The organism is Faecalibacterium sp. Marseille-Q4137, from assembly GCF_017377535.1.
In the GTDB taxonomy this organism is placed as follows: Bacteria; Bacillota; Clostridia; order Oscillospirales; family Ruminococcaceae; genus Faecalibacterium; species Faecalibacterium duncaniae.
The window spans coordinates 193022-214443 of the sequence record NZ_JAFREK010000001.1; the positions used below are offsets into that span (position 1 = coordinate 193022).

A 21422-nucleotide genomic window follows, 5' to 3' on the forward strand; every position below is an offset into this window, starting at 1 on the left:
ATGCCGAGACCCGGAAAACAGACCACCGAGCGCGCCAAGGATTTCAAGGGCACTCTGCGGCAGCTCCTCAGCGCATTGCGCCAGTATAAGCTCTCCCTCATCGTTGTGATGGTCTTTGCCATCCTTTCCACCATCTTCAATATCGCAGGCCCCAAAATTCTGGCCAAGGCCACCACGGCCCTTGCCACCGGCTGGATCGCCAAGCTGCGGGGGACCGGCAGCATCGACTTTGCCTACATCGGCAAGATCCTGCTCATCCTGCTGGCCATGTACCTCTGCTCTGCGGCATTCAGCTTCATTCAGGGCTGGCTGATGACCGGCCTTTCCCAGAAGGTCTGCTATGATTTCCGCCGCCAGATCAGCGAAAAGATCAACCGCCTGCCTCTGGCCTACTTTGAAAAGCGGACGGTCGGCGAGGTGCTCTCCCGCATCACCAACGATGTGGACACCCTGGGCCAGAGCCTGAACCAGAGCGTGACCCAGCTCATCACCAGCATTACCACCATGATCGGCGTGCTGATCATGATGCTGTCCATCAGCCCCAAAATGACCCTGATCGCACTGCTCATCCTGCCCGTCTCTCTGGTCCTGGTGATGCTGGTAGTCAGGTTCAGCCAGAAATACTTCAAGGCCCAGCAGGCCACCCTGGGCGTTGTGAACGGTCAGGTGGAGGAGGTCTACTCCGGTCACAACGTCATCAAGGCCTTCAACCGGGAGGCCGCCGTGCTGGAGGACTTCAACGCCGCCAACGACAAGCTGTTTGAATCCGCCTGGAAGAGCCAGTTCCTTTCCGGCCTGATGCAGCCCATTATGAACTTTGTGGGCAACCTGGGCTATGTGGCCGTTGCCATCGTCGGCAGCATCTTTGCCGCCAACGGCATCATCACCATCGGCGATATCCAGGCTTTTATCCAGTATGTCCGCAATTTCACCCAGCCCATCCAGCAGCTGGCACAGGTGTCCAACATGCTGCAGAGCATGGCCGCCGCTGCCGAGCGCGTGTTCGAGTTCCTGAACGAGCCCGAAGAGGATCAGCTGGCCGACCCTGCCCGCCGGGCAGACCCTGCCTGCATCGATGGCCAGGTCACCTTTGACCATGTCCGGTTCGGTTATGTGCCCGAAAAGACCATCATCCACGATTTCAGCTGTAAGGTGCAGCCCGGCCAGAAGGTCGCCATCGTTGGCCCCACCGGTGCCGGTAAGACCACCATGGTCAAGCTGCTCATGCGGTTCTACGATGTAGATTCCGGCTCCATCACCCTGAACGGCCACGACATCCGCAACTTTGACCGCAGTGCCCTGCGCGAGGGCTTTGGCATGGTGCTGCAGGACACCTGGCTGTTCAAGGGCACCATCATGGAGAATATCCGCTATGGCCGTCTGGATGCCACCGACGAAGAGGTCATTGCCGCCGCCAAGGCCGCCAATGCCGACCACTTCATCCGCACCCTGCCCGGCGGCTACCAGATGGAGCTGAACGAGGACGCTTCCAACGTCAGTCAGGGCCAGAAGCAGCTGCTGACGATCGCCCGGGCCATTCTGGCCGACAACCGCATCCTGATCCTGGACGAGGCCACCAGCAGTGTGGACACCCGCACCGAACAGCGCATCCAGACTGCTATGGACAACCTGATGCGGGGCCGTACCAGCTTTGTCATCGCCCACCGCCTGTCCACCATCAGGGATGCAGACCTCATCCTTGTCATGCGGGACGGCGACATTGTGGAGCAGGGCACCCACGACCAGCTCATTGAGGCCGGCGGTTTCTACGCTGACCTGTACAACAGCCAGTTTGAGGATGTTGTGGATTAAGCCACGCTCCCTTCTTTGAAAAAGGCTCAGGTTTCGATCAAAAACCTGAGCCTTTTTCTTTTGTCAATTCCTACCGGATGTGCTATACTTATTTTTGTGTCTTGAAGTAGGAAAGGAGTAACCACTCATGGAAACCACTCAAAAGCCCTACGCATTCAGCCGCAAGGTATTCTGCGAGGGGATGCGGGATGGCGTGCCCATTGCGCTGGGCTATTTTGCTGTCTCGTTCTCATTGGGCATTGCAGCCCGCAATGCGGGGCTGACCCCCATTCAGGGCTTTTTTGCAAGCCTGTTCAACAATGCTTCTGCCGGTGAGTATGCAGCCTTTTCGCTGATCGCTGCCGGTGCCACCTATCTGGAAGTTGCCATCATCACCCTGATCGCCAACGCGCGCTACCTGCTGATGAGCTGCGCTCTGGCCCAGAAATTTGCCCCAGGCACGCCGTTCTTCCACCGGCTCATCATCGGCTACGATGTCACCGACGAGCTGTTTGGCATCACGATCGCACGGCCAGGCTATCTGAACCCGTTCTACACCTACGGTGCCATAGCACTGGCGGCCCCCGCCTGGGCCATGGGCACAGCGCTGGGCATCATTGCGGGCAATCTGCTGCCGGTGCGTGTGGTCAGCGCCCTGAGCGTGGCCCTGTACGGCATGTTCCTGGCCATCATCATTCCCCCCGCCCGGAAGAACAGGGTCGTTGCCGTGCTGGTGATGCTGAGCTTTGCCCTGAGCTTTGCCTGCGGCTGCCTGCCCGGCATCGCTTCCCTTTCGGACGGCACCCGCACCATCCTGCTGACGGTGCTGATCTCCTGCGGGGCAGCCATCCTGTTCCCTGTTACACCCGAAGCACCGGAAACTGCCGGAACTGAGGAGGTGCAGGCATGACCTACAATAATTGGGTCTATATCGCCGTGATGGCCGCCGTTTCTTACGCTATCCGTGTGCTGCCGCTGACCCTTATCCGCAAACCCATCAAAAACCAGTTCATCCAGTCCTTCCTCTACTATGTGCCCTATGTGACGCTGGCCGTAATGACCTTCCCGGCCATCATCAACGCCACCCAGAGCCCCATTGCCGGTGCAGCCGCGCTGGTAGTGGGCATCGCCGCCGCATGGTTCGGAGCCAGTCTGTTTCAGGTGTCCGTCTCCTGCTGTGCCGTGGTGCTTGTGCTGGAACTGTTTTTGGTGCACTGAGCATGAAGATCTTAATTTCCGGATCCTCCGGCTTTGTGGGTTCCCGAGTACTGCACCAGTGGCAGGGCCGTGCAGAGCTTATTACCTTCCCGCGTGGATCTCTGGCCGCTGCCGATGAATCCGCCATTCGCCGTTTTGTGGAAACCGTGCAGCCGGATGTCATCCTGCATCTGGCGGCATTGTCCGATACCGGCTACTGCCAGCAGCACCCGGAGGAATCCCAGCGTGCCAACGTCGAACTGCCTGTCTGGATGGCAAAAGCTGCACGGGACACCGGGGCCAAACTGATCTCATTCAGCTCGGATCAGGTGTACGCAGGTGTAACCCAGCCCGGCCCCCTGCCCGAAACGCTGCCGCTCTCCCCCGCCAACACCTATGGTCAGCACAAGTTGGAGGCCGAGGAGCGGGTCCTTGCGCTCTGCCCGGAGGCGGTGCTTCTGCGGGCTCCGTGGATGTACGATCTGCCCGGCGATGGCCTGCCCCTCCGGGGCAATCTGCCGCTGAACCTGCTGCAGGCCGCACAAAACGGTACTCCCGTTCGCTTTTCACCGAACGACCACCGGGGTGTCAGCTGGGTGCGGGAGGTGGTGGAACAGCTCTTCCCCGCCTTGCAGCTGCCCGGCGGTGTATACAATTTTGGCAGCGGGAACGATGCCGACATGGTCACAACGGCCCGGCAGTTTGCCGAAGTGCTGGGCGTGCAGGTGCAGATCGAGCCTGCTGATTTCTCCCGCAACCTTGTGATGGACAGCTCAAAGCTGGCCGCACAGGGGATTCGATTCCATGATACATTGAGCAGTTTTGAAGGCTGTTTGAGGTTTTATCAAAAATAAGAACGACCCTCTCCGCCAATGCTCCGCATTGCCACCTCTCCCAAAGGGAGAGGCAATTGCAGCTTCGAGGTAAGATTCTGCAAATCAGCAGTTTTCTTCCTGTCAGATGCGTTGGCTCCCCCTTCGGGGGAGCTGGCACGCGTCAGCGTGACTGAGAGGGTCGTTTTATGTTACAGCAGAATACAGATCAATCCGGTGCAGCCATCGTTGATGACCTGTTCCAGCGTTTCCTGCAGGCGGGTGCGGGCTTCCTGCGGCATGTGGAGGAGCTTGTTCTGCAATCCCTCATTCACCAGTTCATGCAGGCTCTTGCCAAAGATGTTTGATTCCCACAGCCTCTCCGGGTCGGCTTCAAAATCGCCCAGCAGGCTCTGCACCAGATCCTCGCTCTGCTTCTCGGTGCCCACAATGGGGCTGATTTCGGTATGGATGACGGCTTTCATCATATGGATGGAGGGTGCGCTGGCTTCCAGTCGGACACCGTACCGCCCGCCCTGCCGGACGATCTCCGGTTCCTCCAGCGAGAGCTCCTCGATGCTTGGCATCACGATGCCGTAGCCGGTGGCTTCCACCTGTTCCAGTGCACTGCGGATCTTCTCGTACTCCCGCTTTGCCCGGGAAAGCTCAATGATGCAGGGCATCAGGCCCGCTTCGTCGCCAATTTCCAGCCCCGTCTGCTCACTGAGAACGCGGTAGAACACCTCTGGCTTCAACAGAACGGTCACCCGCACCACGCCGTCGGAAAGGTTCATGCCGCTCAGGGCAGACTCCTGCACCGAATCCCCGGCCAGCGCCCCGGCACTGTTCTGGGCCGGAACATCCTTCATCCGGCTGATCTTCTCTGAAAACTGGAGCGCCGCCGTGTAGATCTCGTTCTGGAGCCAGTGGCCCTTTTCCAGCATCGTCACCCAGCGGGGAATGGCAAAATCCAGCTCCCGCACCGGAAATTCGTAGAGGACACGCTGCAGGATGGACAGCAGGTCATCTTTTTGCAGATCCAGACAGCTCACCGGCAGGACCGTGCGTCCGTAGTCCTGTTCCAGCTCTGCAGCCAGAGCCTTTGTCTCCGGAGCATCCGGGCGGGTGCTGTTGAGCAGGATGACAAAGGGTTTGCCCAGCGCTTCCAGCTCTTCCACCACCCGCTTTTCGGCGGGCAGGTAGTTTTCCCGGGGGATCTCGCTGATGGAGCCATCGGTGGTGACCACGATGCCGATGGTGGAGTGATCCCGGATGACCTTGCGGGTGCCGGTCTCAGCGGCAAGGTCAAAGGGGATCTCTTCCTCGAACCAGGGGCTTTTGACCATGCGGGGCTTCTCGTCCTCCTCGTGACCCATGGCTCCCTCCACCATATAGCCCACACAGTCGATGAGCCGGATACGGCATTCCCCGCCGCCCTCCAGTTGGAGCGGCACGGCCTGCTCCGGGATGAACTTCGGCTCTGTGGTCATAATCGTTCGCCCTGCCGCCGACTGCGGCAGCTCATCCCGGGCCCGGAGCTTTGCGTCCGCCGGGCCGATGGCGGGCAGCACCAGCTGCTCCATAAACTGCTTGATGAGGGTGCTCTTGCCGGTACGCACCGGCCCCACCACGCCAATCAGGATCTCCCCGCCGGTGCGTGCCCCGATCTCCCGGCAGACAGTGGCTTCCAAACACTCCTGTTTTTCCAAATTGCTCTCTCCTCTCTCCCGTCCGCACCGGGCGGCAAGGCCGCACCTTCTGCGTCTGCTTCTCGGAAACAGTCTATTCGGACAGGCGGCAGGATATGAGCGGCACCTAGCGAAAAAGCGTCGGTTGACAGAAAATCTTTCCTACGCTACAATAGAGAAAAATGTATGGAAAGGTGGAACGCAGATGGAGTGGAAGGTTTATTTTGAGGACAATCCGGGCTGTCACCGCCCGCATCGGGGCCGCCCCGGGCAGGAAGTGTCCTGCGGGGCACACTCGGTGTGGGGCGGGCAGCATTTCATCATCCCGGCGATTTACCTTTGTGGAAAAGGGCTGGTTGTAGACATCTGCCGCCGGGTGGAGCGTGAAGCGATCGAAGCGCATTACCAGAAGTTGGCCGCTTACGAAGGGATGGATATTGACGAATGCCCGCCGGAAGTTGTCGAACTGGCCGAAGCCGCGGACCCGTTTGGTTCTTTTGACTATCTGCCAAGTGTAGCCATCAACGGCAAAACCGTGGAGTACAGCCGCGGTGCCGGGGAATATTATAACCCCCTCCGCTCCGAAGAGGAGATCGTTTGCAGCGGTGAACAGGCCGCGCGGGACATCGTGAAGCACTACGGGCTTGACCTGGAACAAGGCTGGGATCTCCGGCAGTGGAGCTTTCCCTGGGCGACAAAGCGCAGGCCGGCCCACATCACCAGCCTGACACTGACCCTCACCCAGCGGGAACAGCCTGCCGAAGCGGTGCAGTTCACGGCAGCGCCCGGAAAGGCCGTGGAGTTTGCCCACCCCGTCACCGGTGTGCCCTGCGTGCTGACGGTCAAAGACCTGAAACCGGCCCGGCTGCCGGAGAATGACCTCCCCCACATGGGGCCGCCCATGGAATGGCCCCGGGAATTTGTGGAAATGACTTACACCCTGACCCCCGCCGTGACCACCGGCTGGGTGCAGGTGAACGACTGCGCCTCTAGTGATAAGCCCATCCGGAAAAGCGACGCACCCACGGAAGATGGAGCCATTGGCATCATCGGCGGGGCAGACGGCCCAACGGCGATCTTTGTGAGCGGAAAGCAGCAGGGTGATACCCGCACCGCCTGTTCCTCGCTCCACTTTGCGCCGGTGGAACCGGAAAATATCCGGTGGAAGGTGACCTACTACCAGAAGCAGTTCCCGGATGAAACTATAGCGCTCTTATAACGAAAAGACAGGCGGCTCCAACCAAAGTTGGATGCCGCCTGTTTTACTGTTCAGATCAACTTGATGGCCACTGCCTCGCTGGTGCGGTCCTGGGCTTCGTTGGTATGCTCTGGGTCATCCAGCATATAGCGGAGCAGAAGCACCTCGCCCACATAAAGCACCGCCACCTTGATGGGGATGCTGCCGGAATCCAGCGGGCTTTCCTGCGCGCCGCACCGCAGCACCACATCTGCCATGGCTGCGCCGGGCGAATCCTCATAATGGGTGAGCAGAATGATCTTTGCGCCGGATGCCTTGGCCGTGCGCAGCGTTTCCAGCATATCGCGGGTCGCGCCGGAATAGGAGATGAAGAGCACCACATCCTCCGGGCCCATCAGGCTGGCAGCCAGGATCTGCAGATGACTGTCCCCTGCGGTGCGGAACTTATTGGACAGGCTGGAAAAGCGGGCGCAGATATCGTTTGCCAGCAGCATGCTGCCGCCTTGACCCAGGCAGAACACCTGCCGCGCCGCACGCATCAGATCCACGGCCTGTTCCACAGCTTCGGGCGAAAGAGAATTCTGGGTGCCGTTGATGGCCGTGAGAAACAGGCCGCTGGCGTGCTCACACAGGCTGGCGGTGGTAGCGCCCGGCTCCGGCTCATGCTGGTTGACCAGCGCACCGGTGGCGTTGGCCTGCGCCAGCGAAATGCGCATCTCATGGTAGCCCTCAAAGCCCAATGCCCGGCAGAAGCGGAACACCGTTGCCTCTGCTACCTTGCATTCCCGCGCAAGGGAGGAAATGGAAAGGTACTGTGCCTCGTCGGCATGGTGGACAAGGTAATCTGCCACAGCACGGCCGGATTTTGTCAGTTCGTCCTGCCTTTGCTGCAGCAGCTCCCAGAAGTTTGTGGTCGTAGACATGATGGTCTCCTTTTTCCTGCTCCGTTTCCCGCCGGAAGGGCCGGCCGCACACGCCAACACCATTGTCGGGAAGTTTTCCTTTGAGAAAAGTATAAAAGAATCCCTGCCGCTTGGCAAGAGGGGCTTTGACTACAAATTCAGGTTCGTTTCTGTGCAGAGCGCCCAAATTTGTCGCATTAGTATGACTTATTTGTGAAAATCCTTTTCAATTTACCGGATTTTCCACTCTTTTTTGAGTGAAAACTATTTTCACTGGCAAAAAGTGTGGTTTTTCTATAATGGTTACAAAATAGCTACAACTTTCAAAATTTCCGTGAATCCTGCCCAAAAGGCCAGTCTTTTCGCTAAAATTGTGCGACATCCACAAGAAAATCCTTTCATTATTGGGCAGACAGCCGATAGACAAAATGAAAATATTTTTCTATAATAAGGCCAATAGAAGCGGTTCCCACACGAGGGCCGCAGAGCAGAATCGCACTACATCAATGAGTAAGGAGAAGTTTCTTATGAAAAACAGTATCTCTCGCCGCTCTTTCCTGAAGGCCGTGGGTGCCCTGAGTGCAGCCGGTGCACTGGCCGCATGCGGCGGCAGCTCCTCCAGCAGCACTGCTGCTTCCTCCACTGCAGCTTCTGCAGCGGCAAGCACCGCAGCTGGCGCAAACATCAAGCTGTGGACATACCCCATCGGCGGTTGGGGCAAGGACGAGACTGTGCAGGAGCTGATCTCCAGCTTCAACGCAAAATATCCCGACATCAAGGTCACCGTTGAGTACCTGGATTACACCAATGGTGATGACCAGGTCAACACCGCCATTGAGGGCGGCAGCGCACCCGACCTGATCATGGAAGGTCCCGAGCGTCTGGTTGCCAACTGGGGCAAGAAGGGCGTTATGGCTCCCCTGAATGACCTGTGGACCGACGATGCCAAGAAGGACATCTACGCTTCCGTTGAGTCTGCCTGCAGGAACGATGCCGGCGACTACTATGAGTATCCCCTGTGCATGACCGCACACTGCATGGCCGTGAACATGACCAAGGTCAAGGAAGTGGGCGCAGACCAGTACATTGATACTGATAAGCACACCTGGAGCACCGACGGCTTCCTCAAGACCGTTGACGCACTGTACAATGGCGGTTATGAGAATGTTGCAGCCATCTACTGCAGCGGTCAGGGCGGCGACCAGGGCACCCGCGCGATCATCAACAACATGTATGGCGGCACCTTCACCGATGCCGAGCACACCAAGTACACCGCTGACTCCCCCGAGAACATCAAGGCCATCCAGGCTCTGTACGATGCCAAGGGCGTGAACTTTGATGCTTCCATCAACGGCGGCGAGGAGATCACCCTGTTCCGCAACGGCACTCTGCAGATGGCATTCTGCTGGAACATTGCACAGCAGCTGAACTCCGACAACAACGATGCCGGCCTGACCAACAGCGGCGACGAGATCTTCCCCATGGCCTTCCCCACCGAGAGCGGCGATCCCAAGCTGTGCGGCGGCATCTGGGGCTTCGGCATCTTCGACAACGGCGACGAGGCCAAGATCGAAGCCGCTAAGACCTTTATCGACTTCATCGCTGCTGACCCCGACCAGGTTGGCGCAAGCGTTCTGGCTTCCACCTACTTCCCCGTTCGTGAGAGCGTTGGCGACATCTACGCCGGCAACGACATTATGAGCGAGTACACCAAGTTCATGGGCTTCCTGGGCGATTACTACCAGATCACCCCGGGCTGGGCAACCGCTCGTACCGAGTGGTGGAACATGCTGCAGCGCGTTGGCACCGGCGAGCCCGTTGAGCAGGCCGTTGCTACCTTTGTTGAGAACGCAAATGCTGCCGCTACTGCCGAGGCATAAGCGCACCACCTGAGTTTTTCATCGTAACGTTATAAACCTTGCCCCTTCCTCGATAATCCCGGCGAGGGAGGGGCATTCTTTTTGCAAGTTCCGTCGGGAGCCGGTCATTTTACCGGAGCTAAACGAAAGGTTTGGTGATTTTCTTGGCTGCTACCACCGTAAAAGTCAAAGAGCCAAAGCGCAGCCGCGCACTGGTCCGGCAGGAGACCATCGCATCCTATCTCTTCCTTCTGCCCAGCCTGATCTTCTTTCTGGGGTTCGTCATCTACCCCATGATCCTCTGCGTGGTCACGAGCTTCTTTGATTCCACCATGAACCGCGCCGATGTCTTTGTCGGCCTTGCAAACTACAAAGAGCTGTTCGCCGATAAGATCTTCCTGGGTGCTCTGAAGAACACCTTCATCATCGTTATCGTGTCGGTGCCTGTGACCTGCGCCTTCTCGCTGTGGGTCAGCTCCGCCATCGTGGATCTGCCCGAGTGGGCCACCAGCCTTTTCCGCTGCGTGTTCTACTTGCCCGTTGTCACCGGTTCCGTTGCCGTTACCGTTGTCTGGAAGTGGATGTACAACAATTACTACGGCATCTTCAACTATCTGGGCAAGACGCTGGGGCTGATCGACAAGAACATCAACTGGCTGGGCGATGAGCGGTTCGCTCTGGGCTGCATCATCCTCATCCTGCTGACCACCTCTGTGGGCCAGCCCATCGTTCTGTATGTTTCCGCCCTAGGCAACGTGGACCAGTCCATCGTAGAAGCTGCCGAAGTGGACGGCGCGACCGATTTCCAGTGCTTCTGGAAGATCAAGTGGCCCGCCATCATGCCCACCACCCTGTACATCCTGGTCATCACCACCATCAACTCCTTCCAGTGCTTTGCGCTGATCCAGCTGCTGACTTCCGGCGGCCCCAACCACAGCACCGATACCATCATGTACTACATCTACTACACCGCGTTCAAGCTGTACCGCTACGGCTACGGCAACGCCATGGGTGTTGTGCTTGCCATCATCATTGCCATCCTGTCTGCTATCCAGTTCAAGGCTGGCAACCAGAATAATTGAGGAGGTGCGTAACAATGAGTGCAACTGCTGCAACCGCAAAAAAGCAAAAGCCCTTGAAGCGTCACCCCAGCAAGCTCAAGCAGGCCAGCGCCTATACCATCCTGACCCTGATCCTGATCAGCATCGTGGCCGTGACCTTTGCGTTCCCGCTGTACTGGATCATCACCGGTTCCTTCAAAACCGGTGCAGCCATCAACTCCACCACCCCCGAGTGGTGGCCCCATGAGTGGGTGCTGACCAACTACCAGAAGCTGTTTGCCGGAAAGAGCGCTCCGCTGTGGCAGCTGGCCATCCCCTTCAGTGCACGCTTCAGCGCCGACGGCGATCCCATCTACTTCTCGGTCGGACCCACTGCTCCTGCTGCCCTGCGCTGGATGATCAACACCGTGTTCATGGCTGTTGTCTCCATGATCCTGACCTGCATCACTGCCGCCATGGCCGGTTATGCACTGGCCAAGAAGCGCTTTGTGGGCCGTCAGCTCCTGTTCACCCTGATCGTGTGCGCAATGGCTCTGCCCAAGCAGGTCATTCTGATCCCCCTGCTGCGTGAGATGAGTGCCCTGAACCTCTACAACACCATCTGGGCTGTCATCTTCCCCATCGTCGGCTGGCCATTCGGTGTGTTCCTGATGAAACAGTTCAGCGAGGGCATCCCCACTGAAATGCTGGAAGCCGCCCGCATTGACGGCGCAAGTGAAGCCAAGACCTTTATCAGCATCGTGCTGCCCATGGTCAAGCCGGGCATCGGTGCTCTGGCCATCTTCACCTTTATCAACAGCTGGAACGATTACTTCATGCAGTTGATCATGCTGTCCAGCACCAGCAACCTGACCATTTCTCTGGGCATTGCAAAGCTGCAGGCGGAAAACAGCACCGACTTCGGTCTGATCATGGCAGGTGCTGCACTGGCTGCTGTGCCTATCATCATCATCTTCCTCATCTTCCAGAAGTACTTCACCAAAGGCATCGCAATGGGTGCCGTTAAGGGCTAAAATCCCGACCGCCGCCTGCGGCGGGAACAGGGAGGGATTTTTGGCGCAGCGGTCAGCAGGATGCGAGGCCCGCCCAAGGGCCGAAGCAGACGCTGGGCACCGCAAGAGGGCGCTGATCCCGTTGACCGAACGAAAAGCGTTGGAGCTTGATGTTCAGGAAGCAATTTTTGGCGCAGCGGTCTGCAAGACGCAAGGCCCGCACCAAGGGCCGAAGCGGATGCAGGGCACCGCAAGAGGGCGCTGATGCAGTGAACAGAACAAATAAGCATATAGGAGCTTAAGGAGACAAACCATGAAAGATATCACTAAGTACCAGGGCGTTATCCCCGCTTTCTACGCCTGCTACGACGCAGAGGGCAATATTTCCACTGAGGGTGTCAAGGCCCTCACCCGCCACCTGATCGCCAAGGGCGTTAAGGGCGTGTATGTCGGCGGTTCCTCCGGTGAGTGCATCTACCAGCATGTGGACGAGCGCAAGGCCGTGCTGGAGGCAGTGATGAGCGAAGCCAAAGGCAAGCTGACCGTCATTGCACATGTTGGCTGCAACAACACCGCCGACAGCGTGGAGCTGGCCCGCCATGCCGAGAGCGTAGGTGTGGATGCCATCGCCTCCATCCCCCCCATCTACTTCCACCTGCCCGAGTATGCCATTGCAAAATACTGGAATGACATGTCCGCTGCTGCTCCCAATACCGAATTCGTCATCTACAACATTCCCCAGCTGGCTGGCACCGGCCTGACCATGAGCCTGCTGAAGGAGATGCTCAAGAATCCCAATGTAGTGGCTGTCAAGAACAGCTCCATGCCCACCCAGGACATCCAGATGTTCAAGGATGCCGGTATCGCTGCCCGCGGCGAAGGCAACTTTGTGGTCTTTAACGGCCCCGATGAGCAGTTCGTCTCCGGCCGCGTCATTGGCGCAGACGGCGGCATCGGCGGCACCTACGCCGTGATGCCTGAGCTGTATCTGGCCATGAACGAGCATATCAACAAGGGAGAGGTCAAGGAAGCTCAGGCCCTCCAGTACGAGGCCGACCGCATCATCTACAAGATGTGTGAGGCCCACGGCAACCTGTACGCCGTGCAGAAAGAGATCCTGCGCCGGATGTACGGTCTGGAGCTGGGCGGCGTGCGTGAGCCCATGCCCAGCCTGGTCCCCGAGGATGAGGCCATCGTGGCCGAAGCACAGGCCATGATCGAAGCCGCCATCGCAAAACTGTAAGCTGAACAAGCGCCCCCTCTCCGTCTCTTTTCAGAGGGGAGGCGGGCGCTTCTTTTTTGGAGGGAAAGCGTATGATCTGCGATACCCTGGATCAACTGCATCTGTACAAGGGGTTCCACAAAAACCTCGACACGGCCATTGAGTTTCTGGCCGCACACCCGCTGGATACCCTGCCGCTGGGCCGTACCGAAGTGGACGGCGACGAGGTGTTCATCAATGTGATGGATGCCGACCTCAAACCTCACACCGGTTCCCACGCCGAATATCACCGTCTCTACGCCGATCTGCAGATCGACCTGACCGGCGGCGAGGGCTGGGGCTACGAGACCGCCCCCGGCACCGAGGTGGAGCCCTACCAGCCGGATATCGGCAAAAAGGACAGCGAGGATGCCGTTTTCGGCGCTCTGGGCGAGGGGCGGTTCGTCCTCTTCTTCCCCGGTGAGCTGCACCGCCCCGGCGTGGAAATGCCCGGCTGCGATCGTGTCCGCAAAGCTGTTGTCAAGATCAAGATGGAGGATAAGTATCATGGATAAGGAAAAACTGTTTGCTCAGATCAAGGGCGGGCTGATCGTCTCCTGCCAGGCATTGGAGCACGAGCCCCTGTACACCAAGGAGGGCGGCGTGATGCCCCTGATGGCCAAGGCTGCCGCCATGAGCGGCGCGGTGGGCATCCGTGCCAACACCGTGCGGGACATCACCCAGATCAAGGAGGTCGTGGACCTGCCCGTGATCGGCATCATCAAAAAGGACTACCCCGGCACCCCCATGTACATCACTGTGACCATGAAAGAAGTGGACGAGCTGGTGGCCTGCGGCGTGGATATTCTGGCGGTGCAGGGCACGGGAGCTCTCCGCCCGGACGGCTCCACCTCCGCTGAGTTCATCCGCGCCATCAAGGCAAAGTACCCGGATCAGCTGGTGATGGCCGACTGCGACAACTTTGAGAACGCCATGGCCTGCGCCGAGGCCGGTGCCGACTTTGTGGGCACCACCATGCGCGGCTACACCCCTGAGACCCAGGGCATTGACGACATCGATTTTGATTTCGTCCACAAGCTGGCCACCGAGTGCCCCGCCAAAGTCATTGCCGAGGGCCACATCCACTACCCCGAGCAGGCCGTCAAGGCACTGGAAGCCGGTGCTTTTGCACTAGTGGTAGGCGGTGCCATCACCCGCCCTGCCGAGATTACGGCCCGCTTCACCGGAGCCATCAACGCCATGAACAAGTAAAACGGGGACACTGAGATGAAACAGTATCTTGCGATCGATATCGGCGGCACTGCCGTCAAGCTGGGCATCGTGGATGAGACCGGCGCGGTAGGCTCCAAGGCCGAGGAGAGCGTCAACTTTGACGGCTACCAGACCCCGGTGCTGACCACCGTGCTCAAAGCCGCCAAAGCCTTTGTGGAGACCCAGAACATCGACGTGAACACACTGGAAGGCGTGGGCGTTTCGGCCACCGGCCAGATTGACAGCCGCAAAGGCATCGTGGCCGGTACCTGCGGCAACTTTCCCAACTACATCAACAGCCCCATCCAGGCCGAACTGGAACGGCTCTTCGGCCTACCCGTCACCGTCGCCAACGATGCCAACTGCATGACGCTGGGCGAGGTCTGGGTCGGCGGCGCAAAGGGTTATACCGATGTCATCGGCGTGACCCTGGGCACTGGCGTTGGCGGCGGCATCCTGACCGGCGGCCGCCTTTTGGAAGGTGCCCGCGGACTGGGCGGTGAGCTGGGCCACTACCGCACCCATGCACTGGACGGTATCCCCTGCACCTGCGGTGCCACCGGCTGCTGGGAGCGCTACGCCGCCACCACGGCTCTGGTACGGGCCGCACAGGAAAAGGACCCGGCCTGGAAAGACGGCCGCGCCATTTTTGCTGCCGCAGAGGCTGGCAACGAGACCGTTCTGGCCCTGCTGGATGCCTGGACGGATGAGATCGCACAGGGCCTTGCAGGTATGGTGCACATCTTCAACCCGCAGCTCATTCTCATCGGCGGCGGCGTGAGCGCCCAGCAGAAGCTGCTCATCGAGCCCATTGCTGCCAAAGTCAGGGCCTCCGTTATGCCCGCCTTTGCCGAGGGGCTGGAGATCCGCGCCGCCCAGCTGCACAATGATGCCGGTATGGTAGGCGCAGTCTATTACTTCCGCCAGCAGCACGGCGAAGCCTGATCATCTGAACGATCAAAGGAGTGTATTGAGATGAAAACGCATATTCTCTGCCTGGGCGATTCCAACACCCACGGTTATTGTGCCGACCCCAAGGATAACGCCGACGGCGGCATCCGCTTCAACGAGGACGAGCGGTGGACCTGCCGCCTGCAGACTGCTCTGGGCGACAAGTATCTGGTAACCGAAGAGGGCCTTTCCGGCCGCACCACCGTTTTTGTAGACCCCATCCACGAGTCCATGGATGCTCTGAGCGTGGCCTATCCCCTGCTCAAGAGTCATGAAGTCATCGACCTGCTCATCATCATGCTGGGCACCAACGATGTGAAAGAGCGCTTCAACGCAAACGCCGCCTGCATTGGCGCTGGCATGGAGCGCCTGATCCAGAAGTGCAAGACCGTGGACTGCTGGGGCGGCAAGGAACCCAACATTCTTGTAGTTGCTCCCCCGCGCATCAAGGAGGGCTTCCACGATGAGGTCATGGGCGACGGCTGTGTGGAGAAGTCCAAGGGCGTTGCCGGCTGGTACAAGATCATCACAGAGCGCAACAACGTCCATTTCCTGGACGCTGAAGGCTGCGAGTTCAACCAGATCGACTTCATGCACCTGACCCGTAAGGGCCATGCACAGCTGGCCGAAAAGCTGGCCGAACTGGTGCCGACGCTGCTCTGAGTCAAAAAGAACAACCCTCTCCGTCATTGCCTCGCAATGCCACCTCGCCCTTTCGGGGGAAGCAGACAAAGCAAAAGGCTTTGACGGAGAGGGTTGTTTTCTTTTGTCAGATGTAATCCGAAATATATGGGATCTTATGGAAAAGCACGTCATCCAGCCGTTCCACAGCCTCTTCCCTGCCCTCGATGCGCTCCAGTTCATACAGACGCTCTGCAGTCTTGTAGCCCAGCAGCAGGGTGGTAAAGGTACCGATGCCCATTTTCAGGTGATACTCAGCGGGTTCATGGGTCATGGTGCAGTGCCCATCCGCAAAGCGAACGTTGAACGTCCGGTCGTTCCATGGCAGAAGCGAGTCCTCGATCTCCAGCTCGATACACAGGGTGCCGCCGTCCGGGTCACATGGGTAATCGGCGAGGAAATCCTCCACGTCGATAATGCGTCCCATGGCATAGGGGCGGATGCTCTCCTTGATGTCGCCATCGTCCATCTCAAAGGCAATGGGTTCGCTGAAATAGGTGCTGCCGTGCACCTCATCGATCATGGAATCATGGGCATGGATATACTCCCACAGGCCTTTCTGGGCCTCGCGGTTGAGGTAGACCATCTCCTTGATGTGCATGATGTCGTTTTTGATGAGGTAGACCATGTAGCCGCAGGGCTTATCCTTGACGTTGTAGTAGACCGCAACATTGGTATCGTCCTCGTCCCAGCGCCAGTATTCCTCCCAGGCCAGACTGTTGCGGAACAGACAGCCGTGGGTGATGGACGCAAAGTGGGAGTGCAGCTCATGGAACTCGGTGTTATCCCAGCTGACACGCCGGACATAGCCGGGGGCCTTGACCTTGGTGGGGATCTGCCGGTCCTTGATGTTGAACGAGATCTTGTTGGAAACGATCTCCCAGCCCAGATGATGGTACAGCGGAATACTGTACGGGTAGAGCAGGGCGAAGGATTTGCCTTCCTCGTGCATCTGGGTCAGGCCCTTGATCATCAGGTGCTTCATAATGCCCTGCCCGGTGTACTCCGGGTAGGTGCAGACACTGGTGACAAAGCCCACATGGTAGACCGTATCGTAGATGTTCATTTTCAGCGGATAGACGGCAAACTGGGACACCAGCGTGTCTCCATCAAAGCAGCCCAGGACATCGGCACGTTCCAGCACCGGGAACTTGGACTGCTTGATCTCATCGTCCTTCCAGCCTGTGGCAGTCAGCTCTTCTTCCGTGACCTGAAAGGTGTAGCGGAGCAGTGCGTTGTACTGATCCAGATCCTTCGCTTCCAGATAACGGGTCAGATAATGGTCTGCGGCGTTCATACGAACACCCCCGTTCTTACGGGGTCAGACGGTTGGGGCCGCGGAACAGGAACTCCGCGTCCTTGATGCTCTCACCCACCAGCAGCATGGTCAGGCGGTCAATGCCCAGACCGAAGCCGCCGTGCGGGGGGCAGCCATACTGGAAGAACTCCAGATAGAACTTGACATCCTCAGCCAGACCCTTTTCCTCAGCCTGCTTCTTCAGCACCTCATAGCGGTGCTCGCGCTGGGCACCGGTGGTGATCTCCACACCGCGCCAGATCAGGTCATAGCCCTGAGGCACACCGTTCTCGTCGCGCATGTGGTAGAAAGCGCGCTTCTCAGCATCGTAATCCGTGACGAAGAGGAACTCGTGGTTATAGTGCTTCTTCACCCAGTCATAGCTCAGGCGCTCAGCCTCGGTGGTCAGGTCGCCCTTCTCGGAATCGTCCACCACATAGCCGAAGTCCTCTTCCAGACCCTTGTACAGGTCAGCCAGCTTGACCACGGGGAACGGGGTCTCGGGCACAATGACTTCCTTGCCGAACAGTTCCTGGATCTGGTCGCCGTAAGCGTCCTTCACAGCCCGCAGGCCAGCCTTGAGCAGCTGCTCCTCCATGGCCATGACATCCTTGTAAGAGGTGATGTAGCTGAACTCCAGATCAAAGCCGGAGAACTCCGTGGCGTGCTTGTTGGTATAGCTCTTCTCGGCGCGGAACACAGGGCCGGTCTCGAAAATGCGCTCAAAGCCTGCAGCCATTGCCATCTGCTTGTAGAACTGGGGGCTCTGTGCCAGATAGGCATTGCGGTCGAAGTAATCCACCTTGAACACCTCAGAGCCGCTCTCGCTGGCAGCAGCGATCAGCTTGGGGGTGTGGATCTCGATGAAGTTCTGGTCCAGCAGGAACTTGCGCATGGCGTTGACCATGCAGCTCTGGGCCTTGAACATCAGCTGGTTCTCGTCGGTGCGCAGATCGACCCAGCGGTAATCAATGCGCTGGTCGATGCTGGAACGCTCCACCGCCTTTTTCTTCTTGGTAGCGGCAATGGCCTTGCGGGCAATGGGCAGTGCATCCGCAATGCTCTCCACCTCAATGGCCTCGGGGATCATCTCGATGCCGCCCATCTTGACGTAGTCGTTCTCGACCACCTTACCGGTGACAGTGATGACCGAATCAGGGGTCAGCTGATCGATGGTGTCCACCAGATCAGGATGATCCTCTTTTTCAACCGTGATCTGCAGCTTGCCGGTGATATCCTTCAGTACGATAAAGGCCATATACTTGCTGTTGCGCAGGTTTTCAATAAAGCCCTGTACCTTGACCGTATTGCCAATTTCCTTTTGTACCTCGTTGATGTAGGTGCGATTCATGGAAATCCTCCTTTGATGTCTTATACCGTTTTATTATACGCTTTTCAGGGGATAAATCAAGTATTCTGCCCGGGCCAGTCTTACTTCTTGTGGTTTTCCTCTTCGTGCAAAGTGCCGGTGCCGCCCTCGACCACACCGTCGTGGTCGAGCACCGCCCTGATGGTGCCAAAGAAGCACTTTACGTCCATGCCAAAGCTCAGGTGCTCCACATAGTAGCCATCCAGCCGGGCCTTGTCTACGATCTCCAGCTCATCCCGCCCATGGATCTGGGCCCAGCCGGTCAGGCCGGGGCGGACATCGTTGGCACCGTACTTGTCCCGCTCGGCCAGAAGGTCATACTGGTTCCACAGCGCCGGGCGCGGGCCGATGACTGCCATATCGCCCACAAAGATGTTCCAGAGCTGGGGCAGCTCGTCCAGACTGGTCTTGCGCAGGAAGTGCCCCACCCGGGTGATATACTGATCCGGGTCCTTGAGCATGTGGGTGGGCATATCGTGGGGGGTGTCAATGCGCATGGTGCGGAACTTGAGGATATTGAAATGCTGTTTGTGGATGCCCACCCGCTTCTGCCTGAAAAAGATCGGCCCCGGGGAATCGATCTTGATGGCAAGGCAGAGGATGAGCAGCAGCGGCGAGAGCACGATCATGCCGCAGAGGGACAAAATGACCGCCAGCAGCCGCTTGATGCCGTTTCGATACATGGAAGATCCTCCCTTTTCAGAGTACTTTTTATTATAGCAAGCCATTCGACAGTTTGCAATCCATTCCGTGCAGTTTCTCGCCCGAGAGGCTCAGGCAGGTGCAGCAGAAGTATTGGCTGTTGCGCATGCCACAAAACGCCTGTTTTGTTGTATTATTCATCCTGTTTTCTCTCTTGTTCCGGAACGATTTCTGCCGTATCATTATAGTAACAACTCTATCTGAAACAGGAGGTCTTTTCTGTGATCCAACGTTTTTCTTTCGGGCATCCTTTTCCCACCCAGAGCGTTGTGCTGTCTCTTCCCGCGGAAAGCGGCCCCATCCCCTTTCTGACTCCCGATGGCAGCGGCTGGCAGCTCACCCTCAGTGAGCAGGCTGCCGTCTACGGTCTGGGTGAAATGCCCCGCGGCATCAACAAACGCGGCTGGCACTACATCGCCAACAACACCGATGAATCCCGCCACAGCGAGGACAAGCTTTCCTTCTATGGTGCGCACAATTTCCTGCTGGTGCGGGACGGCAGCACCTGCTTTGGCCTGTTCGTGGATTTCCCGGGCAAGGTTTATTACGACATCGGTTATTCCCGCCACGATCTTCTCTCTTTCCACACCGAGACCCCAGACTACGATCTGTATCTCCTCTCCGGCGGGAACGAAAATGCGATCTGCAGGGAGTTCCGTACCCTCATCGGCCGCAGCTACATCCCGCCCAGGTGGGCATTCGGTCTGGCACAGAGCCGCTGGGGCTACAAGACTGAGGAGGACGTACGGGAAGTTGCACGCCAGTACAAGGAGCACGACCTGCCGCTGGACATGATCTGTATGGACATCGAGTATATGCAGGACTATGCCGATTTCACCGTAAACAAGGAACGTTTTCCAGACCTTACAAAGCTCTCCGCAGACCTGAAAGCGCAGGGCATCCGGCTGGTGCCCATCATCGATGCCGGCGTGCGCGTTGACCCCAACGACTCCACTTGCACTGAGGGGCTGGAAAAGGGATACTTCTGCAAAAAGGCCGACGGAACTCCCTTTGTGGCGGCAGTCTGGCCCGGCAAGGCCTATTTTGCCGACTTCCTGCGCCCTGAGGTGCGGGAGTGGTTCGGCCACAAATACAAGGCCCTGACCGACTGCGGCATCGAGGGCTTTTGGAACGATATGAATGAGCCCTCCCTCTTCTACTCACCCGAGCGGCTGCGCGCTTTTCTGAACGACATGGCCGCCCTGCGGGAGAAGGACAACATTGAGCAGGAGGAGTTTTTCCCGCGCGTGGTAGGCGGTGCCATGGGACTGATGAACAGCCCGGCAGACTACGCCAGCTTCTACCATGAGGTGGACGGCCAGAAGGTGCGCCACGATCAGGTCCACAACCTCTACGGCGGCAGCATGACCCGCGCCGCTGGCGAGGCCTTTGCCGACCTGCGCCCGGGCCAGCGCACCCTGCTTTACAGCCGCTCCAGCTTCATTGGCAGCCACCGCTATGGCGGCATCTGGCTGGGCGACAACAATTCCAGTTGGGCCCAGCTGCTGGCCAACATCCAGATGATGCCCAGTGTCCAGATGTGCGGTTTCCTGTACAGCGGTGCCGACCTCTGCGGCTTCTCCTCCGATACCACGCCGGATCTTGCCCTGCGCTGGCTTGAGTTCGGTCTGCTCACCCCGCTGATGCGCAACCACTCCGCAGTTGGCACCCGGATGCAGGAATACTACCGCTTCCCCGAGGTGCTGCCCGCTGTGCGCAATATGATCCGTCTGCGCTACGCCCTGCTGCCCTACCTGTACAGCGAATTTATGAAAGCCGCGCTGGAAAACACCAGCTACTTCCGGCCGTTGGCCTTCGACTACCCGGATGACCCCGATGCCCGGGAGGTGGAAGATCAGCTTCTGCTGGGCGAGGGCCTGATGGCAGCGCCTGTCTATGTCCAGAATGCCCACGGGCGGCATGTCTACCTGCCCGAATCCATGAAGCTCCTGCGCCTGCGGGCTGTGGACGACTACGACGAAGAGATCCTGCCCGCCGGACACCACTATATCCGCTGTGCGCTGGACGAAATGCTGTTGTTCCTCCGTCCGGGTCACATCGTTCCCGTGGCACAGCCCGCCAACAGCACCTCTGAGCTGGATGATGCCAGCCTGACCCTGTGGAGCTTCCTGCCCGACGGCGAATCTGCGGAGTACCGGATGTACCGAGATGACGGTGTGACAACAGAATATGAGAAGAAAGAGCACTGGAAAACGCTGCAGATCCATCATTCCTGATCGAAGTGTCCCGGAAAGGCAGGATCTCCCCTGCGCAGCATCTTGTATTTTACAGAAAACTGTATTATAATATAGATTTTTTTTACAAATTGCGTTGTGCCGCAAAACGGCACGGCGCATTTTTTACGCTTCAATTTTGGTGCAAGAGTATGAGAGAAGTTTCAAAGGAGGCGGAGCTTTCATGGCACAAATGTCCCAGGCCGGTGATCTGA

At 58.3% G+C, this 21422-nt stretch carries 19 protein-coding genes; 14 read left to right on the plus strand and 5 right to left on the minus strand.

Going from position 1 to position 21422, the window contains the following annotated elements:
* The 4 genes from J3353_RS00970 (at position 1) to J3353_RS00985 (ending at position 3842) form a co-directional block, all read left to right on the plus strand.
* The gene (locus J3353_RS00970) at positions 1-1812 is read left to right on the plus strand and encodes an ABC transporter ATP-binding protein (protein ID WP_207683890.1); all 1812 of its coding nucleotides are present in this window, start codon (positions 1-3) and stop codon (positions 1810-1812) included.
* A gap of 127 nt (positions 1813-1939) precedes the next feature.
* Positions 1940-2701 (plus strand): AzlC family ABC transporter permease, encoded by a 762-nt coding sequence (locus J3353_RS00975; protein WP_154276079.1) that lies wholly within the window; start codon positions 1940-1942, stop codon positions 2699-2701.
* A complete protein-coding gene (locus tag J3353_RS00980) occupies positions 2698-3009 on the plus strand; it encodes an AzlD domain-containing protein (protein ID WP_005934408.1) in 312 nt (103 codons plus the stop codon). Before J3353_RS00975 ends, J3353_RS00980 begins: the two co-directional genes overlap by 4 nt.
* Before the next feature lie 2 nt (positions 3010-3011).
* Complete coding sequence (locus tag J3353_RS00985; RefSeq protein ID WP_207683891.1) at positions 3012-3842, plus strand: sugar nucleotide-binding protein; 831 nt, start codon at positions 3012-3014, stop codon at positions 3840-3842.
* A 170-nt stretch (positions 3843-4012) separates the two neighbouring features.
* Here J3353_RS00985 and spoIVA read toward each other — a convergent pair whose 3' ends face one another.
* Positions 4013-5509 carry a stage IV sporulation protein A gene (gene spoIVA, locus J3353_RS00990; RefSeq protein ID WP_207683892.1) on the minus strand — a complete coding sequence of 499 codons (1497 nt, stop codon included), beginning with the start codon at positions 5507-5509 and terminating at the stop codon, positions 4013-4015.
* 184 nt (positions 5510-5693) lie between these two features.
* Between spoIVA and J3353_RS00995 the strand changes: the two genes are divergently transcribed.
* Positions 5694-6707, plus strand: coding sequence for a hypothetical protein (locus J3353_RS00995; protein ID WP_207683893.1), 1014 nt, complete (start codon positions 5694-5696; stop codon positions 6705-6707).
* Between the two features lie 50 nt (positions 6708-6757).
* Here the strand turns inward: J3353_RS00995 and J3353_RS01000 are convergent, their stop codons facing one another.
* Positions 6758-7609 (minus strand): MurR/RpiR family transcriptional regulator, encoded by an 852-nt coding sequence (locus J3353_RS01000; protein WP_005934417.1) that lies wholly within the window; start codon positions 7607-7609, stop codon positions 6758-6760.
* A gap of 506 nt (positions 7610-8115) precedes the next feature.
* Here J3353_RS01000 and J3353_RS01005 point away from each other — a divergent pair.
* The 8 genes from J3353_RS01005 to J3353_RS01040 all read left to right on the plus strand — a co-directional run bounded on the left by J3353_RS01005 (position 8116) and on the right by J3353_RS01040 (position 15587).
* Complete coding sequence (locus J3353_RS01005) at positions 8116-9468, plus strand: ABC transporter substrate-binding protein (RefSeq protein WP_097771197.1); 1353 nt, start codon at positions 8116-8118, stop codon at positions 9466-9468.
* 134 nt (positions 9469-9602) lie between these two features.
* Positions 9603-10529 carry a carbohydrate ABC transporter permease gene (locus tag J3353_RS01010; RefSeq protein WP_035394544.1) on the plus strand — a complete coding sequence of 309 codons (927 nt, stop codon included), beginning with the start codon at positions 9603-9605 and terminating at the stop codon, positions 10527-10529.
* A gap of 14 nt (positions 10530-10543) precedes the next feature.
* The gene (locus J3353_RS01015; RefSeq protein ID WP_005934426.1) at positions 10544-11521 is read left to right on the plus strand and encodes a carbohydrate ABC transporter permease; all 978 of its coding nucleotides are present in this window, start codon (positions 10544-10546) and stop codon (positions 11519-11521) included.
* 292 nt (positions 11522-11813) lie between these two features.
* The gene (locus J3353_RS01020) at positions 11814-12743 is read left to right on the plus strand and encodes a dihydrodipicolinate synthase family protein (RefSeq protein ID WP_207683894.1); all 930 of its coding nucleotides are present in this window, start codon (positions 11814-11816) and stop codon (positions 12741-12743) included.
* A 71-nt stretch (positions 12744-12814) separates the two neighbouring features.
* The gene (locus J3353_RS01025; RefSeq protein ID WP_117534139.1) at positions 12815-13276 is read left to right on the plus strand and encodes a YhcH/YjgK/YiaL family protein; all 462 of its coding nucleotides are present in this window, start codon (positions 12815-12817) and stop codon (positions 13274-13276) included.
* On the plus strand, positions 13269-13973 hold the full coding sequence (locus J3353_RS01030) for an N-acetylmannosamine-6-phosphate 2-epimerase (RefSeq protein ID WP_005934431.1): 705 nt from the start codon (positions 13269-13271) through the stop codon (positions 13971-13973). The genes J3353_RS01025 and J3353_RS01030 overlap by 8 nt, the downstream gene beginning before the upstream one ends.
* Before the next feature lie 15 nt (positions 13974-13988).
* Complete coding sequence (locus tag J3353_RS01035) at positions 13989-14918, plus strand: ROK family protein (RefSeq protein WP_156075740.1); 930 nt, start codon at positions 13989-13991, stop codon at positions 14916-14918.
* Between the two features lie 30 nt (positions 14919-14948).
* Positions 14949-15587, plus strand: coding sequence for a GDSL-type esterase/lipase family protein (locus tag J3353_RS01040; RefSeq protein ID WP_097771905.1), 639 nt, complete (start codon positions 14949-14951; stop codon positions 15585-15587).
* Between the two features lie 106 nt (positions 15588-15693).
* On the opposite strand, the gene eis is transcribed toward J3353_RS01040, so the two are convergent.
* From eis to J3353_RS01055, 3 genes are all read right to left on the minus strand, one after another.
* Entirely contained in the window at positions 15694-16902 is a 1209-nt protein-coding gene (gene eis, locus J3353_RS01045; protein ID WP_207683895.1) for an enhanced intracellular survival protein Eis, read from the minus strand.
* Between the two features lie 16 nt (positions 16903-16918).
* A complete protein-coding gene (gene aspS, locus J3353_RS01050) occupies positions 16919-18253 on the minus strand; it encodes an aspartate--tRNA(Asn) ligase (RefSeq protein ID WP_207683896.1) in 1335 nt (444 codons plus the stop codon).
* 80 nt (positions 18254-18333) lie between these two features.
* Positions 18334-18954 carry a sugar transferase gene (locus J3353_RS01055; RefSeq protein WP_097771204.1) on the minus strand — a complete coding sequence of 207 codons (621 nt, stop codon included), beginning with the start codon at positions 18952-18954 and terminating at the stop codon, positions 18334-18336.
* A 240-nt stretch (positions 18955-19194) separates the two neighbouring features.
* On the opposite strand from J3353_RS01055, the gene J3353_RS01060 reads away from it, so the two are divergent.
* Complete coding sequence (locus J3353_RS01060) at positions 19195-21210, plus strand: TIM-barrel domain-containing protein (protein ID WP_207683897.1); 2016 nt, start codon at positions 19195-19197, stop codon at positions 21208-21210.
* Positions 21211-21422: the final 212 nt, after the last annotated feature.

What these genes read in the sequence shown, in the direction of transcription:
- J3353_RS00995 (WP_207683893.1), top strand. Translation starts at nt 5,694, where the DNA reads ATGGAGTGGAAGGTTTATTTTGAGGACAATCCGGGCTGTCACCGCCCG.
- eis (WP_207683895.1), bottom strand. Translation starts at nt 16,902, where the DNA reads ATGAACGCCGCAGACCATTATCTGACCCGTTATCTGGAAGCGAAGGAT.
- J3353_RS01015 (WP_005934426.1), top strand. Translation starts at nt 10,544, where the DNA reads ATGAGTGCAACTGCTGCAACCGCAAAAAAGCAAAAGCCCTTGAAGCGT.
- J3353_RS01055 (WP_097771204.1), bottom strand. Translation starts at nt 18,954, where the DNA reads ATGTATCGAAACGGCATCAAGCGGCTGCTGGCGGTCATTTTGTCCCTC.
- J3353_RS00985 (WP_207683891.1), top strand. Translation starts at nt 3,012, where the DNA reads ATGAAGATCTTAATTTCCGGATCCTCCGGCTTTGTGGGTTCCCGAGTA.
- J3353_RS01040 (WP_097771905.1), top strand. Translation starts at nt 14,949, where the DNA reads ATGAAAACGCATATTCTCTGCCTGGGCGATTCCAACACCCACGGTTAT.
- J3353_RS00975 (WP_154276079.1), top strand. Translation starts at nt 1,940, where the DNA reads ATGGAAACCACTCAAAAGCCCTACGCATTCAGCCGCAAGGTATTCTGC.
- J3353_RS00980 (WP_005934408.1), top strand. Translation starts at nt 2,698, where the DNA reads ATGACCTACAATAATTGGGTCTATATCGCCGTGATGGCCGCCGTTTCT.
- J3353_RS00970 (WP_207683890.1), top strand. Translation starts at nt 1, where the DNA reads ATGCCGAGACCCGGAAAACAGACCACCGAGCGCGCCAAGGATTTCAAG.
- J3353_RS01005 (WP_097771197.1), top strand. Translation starts at nt 8,116, where the DNA reads ATGAAAAACAGTATCTCTCGCCGCTCTTTCCTGAAGGCCGTGGGTGCC.
- J3353_RS01000 (WP_005934417.1), bottom strand. Translation starts at nt 7,609, where the DNA reads ATGTCTACGACCACAAACTTCTGGGAGCTGCTGCAGCAAAGGCAGGAC.
- J3353_RS01035 (WP_156075740.1), top strand. Translation starts at nt 13,989, where the DNA reads ATGAAACAGTATCTTGCGATCGATATCGGCGGCACTGCCGTCAAGCTG.
- J3353_RS01025 (WP_117534139.1), top strand. Translation starts at nt 12,815, where the DNA reads ATGATCTGCGATACCCTGGATCAACTGCATCTGTACAAGGGGTTCCAC.
- J3353_RS01030 (WP_005934431.1), top strand. Translation starts at nt 13,269, where the DNA reads ATGGATAAGGAAAAACTGTTTGCTCAGATCAAGGGCGGGCTGATCGTC.
- J3353_RS01020 (WP_207683894.1), top strand. Translation starts at nt 11,814, where the DNA reads ATGAAAGATATCACTAAGTACCAGGGCGTTATCCCCGCTTTCTACGCC.
- aspS (WP_207683896.1), bottom strand. Translation starts at nt 18,253, where the DNA reads ATGAATCGCACCTACATCAACGAGGTACAAAAGGAAATTGGCAATACG.